This is a genomic window from Arenimonas sp. (genome assembly GCF_044353605.1).
Lineage (GTDB): Bacteria > Pseudomonadota > Gammaproteobacteria > Xanthomonadales > Xanthomonadaceae > Arenimonas.
The window spans coordinates 1-6,844 of sequence record NZ_JBILBO010000028.1 but is presented as its reverse complement, the minus strand read 5'-3'; the positions used below and the strand labels follow the sequence as shown (position 1 = coordinate 6,844).

The window sequence follows — 6,844 nt, the reverse complement described above, 5'->3', positions numbered from 1 at the left end:
CGAAGATCTTCTGCGCACGCTCGGCAATCCGGATATTGAACAGATAGATATAGGTTGCCAGGGCAAAACCCGACAGGGCCAGCCAGAATGCCGGCATCTGCATGCCGTGCAGGGTGAATGCAAACGGCCCGTGGAATTCCTCGCCCAGAAGCTTGATGACATCGTTCTGCGGCAGCACCTCGATGGCACCGGTAAAGAAGCCGCCGAACAACATCGGACCGATGGTGAAGTATCCGATGAAAATCGAAGGAATCGCCAGCAGTATCAACGGAACCGTGACCACCCAGGGCGATTCATGCGGCAGGCCGCCGTGGCCGTGATGCGCATCATATGCGTGATCATCATGCGCCGGATGCGCTTCATTGCCGTGGATTTCATGCGGTTCGGCATGATGCGACTCATCGGCATGGGTCTCGTACCGTTCCTTACCGTGGAAAGTCAGATAAAGCAGACGGAAACTGTAGAAGCTGGTCACGAATACGCCGAGCATGACCGCCCAGTAGGCGTAGGTATTGATCCAATGACCGCCATGTGCGGCATGTGCGGCCGCCTCGATGATGGTGTCTTTTGAATAGAAGCCCGAGAAGAACGGGGTGCCGACCAGTGCCAAGGTTCCGATCAGACTGGTCCAATAAGTGATCGGCATGTACTTCTTCAAGCCGCCCATCTTGCGCATATCCTGCTCGTGATGCATGCCGATGATGACCGAGCCGGCAGCCAGGAACAACAACGCCTTGAAGAAGGCATGCGTCATCAGATGGAAAACTGCCGCAGAGTAGGCGGAAACGCCGAGCGCAACGGTCATGTAGCCGAGCTGTGAGAGCGTGGAATAGGCAACTACGCGTTTGACGTCGTTCTGGATGATGCCGATCAGGCCGGTAAACAGAGCCGTAGTGGCGCCGATGAACAACACGAAATGCAATGCCGTCGGACTAAGCTCGAAAATCGGCGACATGCGTGCGACCATGAAAATACCGGCGGTCACCATGGTGGCCGCATGGATCAATGCCGAAATCGGGGTCGGGCCTTCCATCGAGTCGGGTAGCCAGACATGCAGCGGCACCTGTGCCGATTTACCCATGGCGCCGATGAACAGGCTGATGGCGATGAAGGTAATCGCTGAAACTTCCCATGCCGCGAAAGTATGTCCGAATACAGTGAAAGCGGGAATCAATTCGATGACGACCTGCGAAATACCGTTGATCTGCGTGAACGCCTGGGCGTAGTCGAGCGTACCGGTGAAATAGACCACGCCGCAGATACCGAGCAGAAATCCGAAGTCACCCACTCGGTTGACCAGGAACGCCTTCAGATTGGCGAAGATGGCCGTCGGGCGCTTGTACCAGAAACCGATGAGCAGATAGGAAACCAGACCCACCGCCTCCCACCCGAAGAACAGCTGCAGGAAGTTATTGCTCATCACCAGCATCAGCATCGAGAAGGTGAACAGCGAGATGTAGCTGAAGAAGCGCTGGTAACCCGGATCATCCTGCATGTAGCCGATGGTATAGACATGCACCAGCAGTGATACGAAAGTCACGACCACCATCATCATCGCGGTCAGGCGGTCAACCATGAATCCGATATGCGCGGAAAACCGACCTGTTTCGAAGAAGGTATAAAGATTTTGGTTGAATGGCAGCGCTGATTCGTACAGGAACTGTCCCAGAACAAAAATGGAAAGCCCGCAGCTGAGTGCGACCAGTGCGATGGTGACGCTGTGGGCGCCTTTGCGTCCGATCTGACGACCGAACAGGCCGGCCAAGACCGCACCGAGCAAGGGGGCCAGTGCAATGACGAGCAGAAGGGTCTGGGACAGCTGGGTGGGTTCAGTCAACATCGCATCAACCTTTCAGGGAATCCAGTTCGGCCACATTGATGGTGCGGCGGTTGCGGAACAGCGTGACCAGGATGGCCAGACCGATAGCGGCTTCGGCGGCGGCCACGGTCAGAATGAAGAACACGAAAACCTGACCATCGACATTGCCGAGGAATCGCGAAAAAGCCACGAAGTTGACGTTGACCGAGAGCAGCATCAGTTCGATGCACATCAGCAGAAGAATCACGTTCTTGCGATTGATGATGATGCCGGCAATGCTCAGGCTGAAAAGGGCCGCGGCGAAAACGAGGTAATGTTCGAGTGTAATCATTTTGCCTCCGGTGCGCCGTCGTCGGACTTGGCAGTGGCCACCATTTTGACCAGACGCACTCGGTCATCGCGGCGCACCAGCACCTGTTCCGACGGGTTCTGGGTTTTTGTGCCGGCACGCCGGCGCAGAGTCAGGGGAACCGCCACGACGATTGCTACGGTCAGGATTACCGCAGCGGTTTCAAAGGGCAGCATGTAGCGCGTGAACAGGGCCTGTGCAATCCAGTGCAGGTTGCTGGGGTGCGATACAAGCGCAGGATCCGCAGCCGGCATGACCTGGGAGGCACCGTTCCCTATTCCGAGAAGGAGCAGGATTTGGGCGAACATCACCGCGGCGACCGCGATGGCGACCGGGAAATGCTTGATGAAGCCCTCGCGTTGCGGAGCGGTATGGACATCCAGCATCATCACCACGAACAGGAACAGGATCATCACCGCGCCGATATAGACCAGCACTAGCACGATGCCGAGGAACTCGGCCTGCAGCAGCAGCCACAGACAGGCGGTGGAAAAGAAAGTCAACACCAGGCTGAGCACCGAGTGCACCGGGTTGCGGAAACTGATGACCGCGACCGCGGACGACAGGGCCACGGCGGCGAACAGGTAAAACGCGATTAGTTCGAAATTCAAGCGCCCTCTCCTATCGGTAAGCCGCGTCGGCCTGGCGGCGTTCGGCGATTTCCGCTTCGAAACGGTCGCCGATGGCGAGCAGCTGCGGTTTGGTCACGATGTTCTCGCCGCGGTTTTCGAAGTGGTATTCATGGATGTGAGTCTCGACGATGGAGTCGACCGGACAGCTCTCTTCGCAGAAACCGCAGAAGATGCACTTGAACAGGTCGATGTCGTAACGCGTGGTACGGCGCTGGCCGTCCTCGCGCGGTGCCGAGTCGATGGTGATGGCGAGTGCCGGGCAGACCGCCTCGCAGAGCTTGCAGGCGATGCAGCGCTCTTCGCCGTTCGGATACCGGCGCAGCGCATGCAAGCCCCGGAAACGCGCGGACTGCGGGAATTTCTCGAACGGATAGTTGACGTTGTACTTGGGCTTGAACATGTAGGTCAAGGTCAGCCAGAGTCCCTGCAGGAACTCCACCAGCATCAGGCTTTTGAGGTAGTTGAACAGTCGGATCATGTTGGCCTCAGGCTCCCAGGACAAACCAGTTGTTGTAAGCCGCTACCGCTGCCACGAAAATCCAGACAATGGTGATCGGAATGAACACTTTCCAGCCCAATCGCATGATCTGGTCATACCGGTAGCGCGGGAAACTGGCGCGGAACCAGACGAAGCAGAACGCGAAGAACAGGGCTTTCAGGAACAGCCAATGAATACCCGGTGCGGCAAGCATGCCGGCAACTCCATCGGTGCCGAACCAGCCCTGGAACGGCGACAGCCAGCCACCCAGAAAAAGCAGCGCGGTCAGGAAGCTGATCAGGATCATGTTGGCGTATTCGGCCAAGAAGAAGATGGCAAAAGCGGAACCCGAGTATTCGACATGGAAACCGGCCACGATTTCCGACTCACCTTCGGCAACGTCGAATGGGGCACGGTTGGTTTCGGCGGTACCGGAAATGAAGTACACCAGGAACAGCGGGAACAGCGGGACGAAGAACCACTCCAGGAACCCGCTGTTGCCGGCCTGGGCATTCACGATTTCGGTCAGGTTCATGCTGCCGGCGGCGACCAGCACACCGACCAAGGCGAAGCCCATGGCGATCTCGTAGCTGATGACCTGCGAAGCGGCGCGCAAGGCGCCCATCACGGCATATTTGGAGTTGGAAGCCCAGCCGCCGAGGATGATGCCATAAACACCCATCGAGGTCAGCGCCAGCAACATCAGGACGCCAGCATTGATGTCAGACAGCACCAACGGACCGGTGTCGTTCTCACCGAACGGAATCAGGGCCCAGGCTGCCAGAGCCGGAGCCAGTGCAATCAACGGCGCCAAGCGGTAAAGGAACGGGCTGGCCTTGTCGGGCGTGATCAATTCCTTGAACAGCATTTTGAACACGTCGGCAAAGGCCTGGATCACGCCGATGCCGAACACGCCGCCGATGTACTGCGGCCCTTGACGTACATGCATCCAACCGATGATTTTACGTTCGAACAAGGTGTAGAACGCAACGGCGATAATGACCGGAAGCATGATGACCAGGATTTTCACCAGCATCCATGCCAAGCTGCCGATCAAGCCGAACTGCACAAAGAATTCGCGGATGAGATCGATCACGGGGCGGCCCTCACGATGGCCAGCGACGCCGTCTGCGACAGCGGTGCAGTGGCGGCATGATTCGTTTCAATCCAGACGCAGGACTCCGGGATCATGCGGCTCAGAACGACCGGCAACGCGGCACTTCCGGAGCCGTCACCGACTTTGGCAATCTGACCTTCCTGCAAGCCGATTTTGTCGGCGGCAGCGGGATGCATGACGAGACGGGGGCCTGTGTTCAAAGGATGGGCCTGCAGGGAGACGGCACGACGCGTCACGGCATCGCCGCGGTAAATCGGACTGGTGCTGATGCGTTCGAAGCCATCGGTACTGGCATTCTTGACCGAAAGGCCGGTGCCTGATGCAACGGTCTTTTTAACGAGACCATCACGTAACCCTTCGATGTCGGTGAATGCCATCACAGGCAGTGATGCAGCATCATAAAGCGCGCGCAGCACGCGCCAGCCACTTTGCGCGGAACCGGGCAGCTTGCCGGCGGCTTCGGCGTGTTGGTCACGGCCATCGACATTGGTCAGCGTAGCCTGGATTTCGGGCAGAAGCCCGATCGGCAGGATGACATCCGCCAGATCTTTCAGCGATTCGGTGACATAGGCGCTGCAGGCGATGACCTTGGCGCCGATCAGGGCTTTGACGGCGCGCGTGGTGTCGCTGAAATCAAACTGCGGCTCAATGCCGAACAACAGGATTGATTTCAGGGAACCATCGAGCATGGCACCGGCGTTGCGGCCACCCTCGCCCGGCAACACGCCCTGCCCGGCCAGACCGATGGCGTTGGCACCCTGCGGCAGACGGCAGAGCTTGGCCTTTCCGGATTGCTGCAACGCCTTGGCGGCAGCGCGGATATGCGATGCGTCACCAAGGTTTTCAGCGATTTCACCGAGGATGAGAACCGCTCCCTCATCCAGCGTAGCGCCGAATGCCTTAAGCGCATCGGCAATCTTGGACGGCGGCACAATGGCTTTGGTCGCCGTATCGAAGGTGAATTCGAAATCGACCGGATTGATGACATGCACTTTGGCGCCACGTTTGACGGCCTGATGGATGCGTTGGTGCAACAGGGGCATTTCGTGGCGGATATTGCACCCGACCAGAACGATGCTGCCCGCCTTTTCAATTTCGGCAACTGTTGCGTCGAAAACTTCGGCCACGGCTTCGTCGGCGAAATCGAGTTGTTTGATGCGGTGATCAAGGTTCCGGACACCCAGCGCATTAGCCAAGGACGCCAGCATGAACCCTTCTTCATTGCTGCTGGCTGGATGCGCCAAGATGCCGGTTTCGGCAGCAGGCGCCGATTTCAGCACGGCAGCGGCGGCAGCCAGGGCTTCATCCCATGCGGCAACGCGCCAATGACCGTTTTCCTTGACCATCGGCTGCGTGGCGCGGTCGTTGCTGTACAAGCCTTCATGCGAATAGCGGTCACGGTCCGAGAGCCAGCATTCATTCACCGCCTCGTTGTCGCGCGGCACGGCGCGCAGGACTTCGCCGCGGCGGCTGTGCAGGTACATATTCGAACCGAGGGCATCGTGATAGCCGAGGGATTCTTTCGCGGTCAGTTCCCAGGCACGGGCCTTGTAGCGGAATACTTTGTTGGTGAGTGCGCCGACCGGACAGACATCGATGACGTTGCCGGAGATTTCACTCATCAAGGGCTTGCCGTCGAAGGTACCGATTTGGAGATTTTCGCCACGGTAGATGCCGCCGAGCTCATACGTGCCGGCGATTTCTGCTGAAAAACGCACACAACGGGTGCACTGGATGCAGCGGGTCATGTCGGTGGCGACCAGCGGACCCATGTCTTCATCGGGTACTACGCGTTTGCGATCAACGTAACGGCTGACCGAACGGCCATAGCCCATGGACACGTCCTGCAGCTCGCATTCGCCGCCTTGGTCGCAGATCGGGCAATCCAGCGGATGGTTGACCAGCAGGAATTCCATCACGTTGCGCTGTGCATCGAGCGCACGCTTGCTCTGGGTGAATACCTTCATGCCTTCCATCACTGGCGTGGCACACGCCGGCATCGGTTTCGGCGTCTTCTCAACATCGACCAGACACATGCGGCAGTTAGCCGCAATCGGCAGTTTCTCGTGATAGCAGAAACGCGGAATCGGGATGCAGGCGGCATCGGATGCCTGAATGATCATCGAACCCTTGGCAATCTGCACGGTTTCGCCGTTGATTTCCAAGGTGACCAGATCGGCAGCGACCTGCGGTTTGTCGGCGGTGGTGCTCATGCCGCGTTCTCCAGTTGCGCGTCCACCCAGAAGCGTTTGTTCTGGATGGCGTATTCGAATTCATGCCAGTAGTGGCGCAGGAAGCCCTGCACCGGCCAGGCCGCAGCCTCGCCGAAAGCACAGATGGTGTGGCCTTCGATCTGACCGGCAGCGGCTTTCAGCATGGTCAAATCCTCCATGGTCGCTTCATGGGCAACGATGCGCGACAGTACCCGGTACATCCAGCCGGTGCCTTC

At 58.3% G+C, this 6,844-nt stretch carries 7 protein-coding genes; all 7 read right to left on the bottom strand.

Features of this window, described 5'->3' with window-relative positions:
• On the bottom strand, positions 1–1,840 hold a 1,840-nt coding region (gene nuoL, locus ACIQ1A_RS09445; protein WP_395770820.1), incomplete at its 3' end, for an NADH-quinone oxidoreductase subunit L.
• A gap of 4 nt (positions 1,841–1,844) precedes the next feature.
• Complete coding sequence (gene nuoK, locus ACIQ1A_RS09440; protein WP_297801464.1) at positions 1,845–2,150, bottom strand: NADH-quinone oxidoreductase subunit NuoK; 306 nt, start codon at positions 2,148–2,150, stop codon at positions 1,845–1,847.
• On the bottom strand, positions 2,147–2,779 hold the full coding sequence (locus ACIQ1A_RS09435) for an NADH-quinone oxidoreductase subunit J (RefSeq protein ID WP_395770819.1): 633 nt from the start codon (positions 2,777–2,779) through the stop codon (positions 2,147–2,149). Before ACIQ1A_RS09435 ends, nuoK begins: the two co-directional genes overlap by 4 nt.
• Before the next feature lie 10 nt (positions 2,780–2,789).
• A complete protein-coding gene (gene nuoI, locus ACIQ1A_RS09430) occupies positions 2,790–3,278 on the bottom strand; it encodes an NADH-quinone oxidoreductase subunit NuoI (protein ID WP_297801469.1) in 489 nt (162 codons plus the stop codon).
• A 7-nt stretch (positions 3,279–3,285) separates the two neighbouring features.
• Positions 3,286–4,314 (bottom strand): NADH-quinone oxidoreductase subunit NuoH, encoded by a 1,029-nt coding sequence (gene nuoH / locus ACIQ1A_RS09425; protein WP_395770821.1) that lies wholly within the window; start codon positions 4,312–4,314, stop codon positions 3,286–3,288.
• Between the two features lie 56 nt (positions 4,315–4,370).
• A complete protein-coding gene (gene nuoG / locus ACIQ1A_RS09420; protein ID WP_395770818.1) occupies positions 4,371–6,608 on the bottom strand; it encodes an NADH-quinone oxidoreductase subunit NuoG in 2,238 nt (745 codons plus the stop codon).
• Positions 6,605–6,844: NADH-ubiquinone oxidoreductase-F iron-sulfur binding region domain-containing protein (locus tag ACIQ1A_RS09415; RefSeq protein WP_395770817.1), on the bottom strand; the 240-nt coding region annotated here is incomplete at its 5' end. The genes nuoG and ACIQ1A_RS09415, both read right to left, overlap by 4 nt.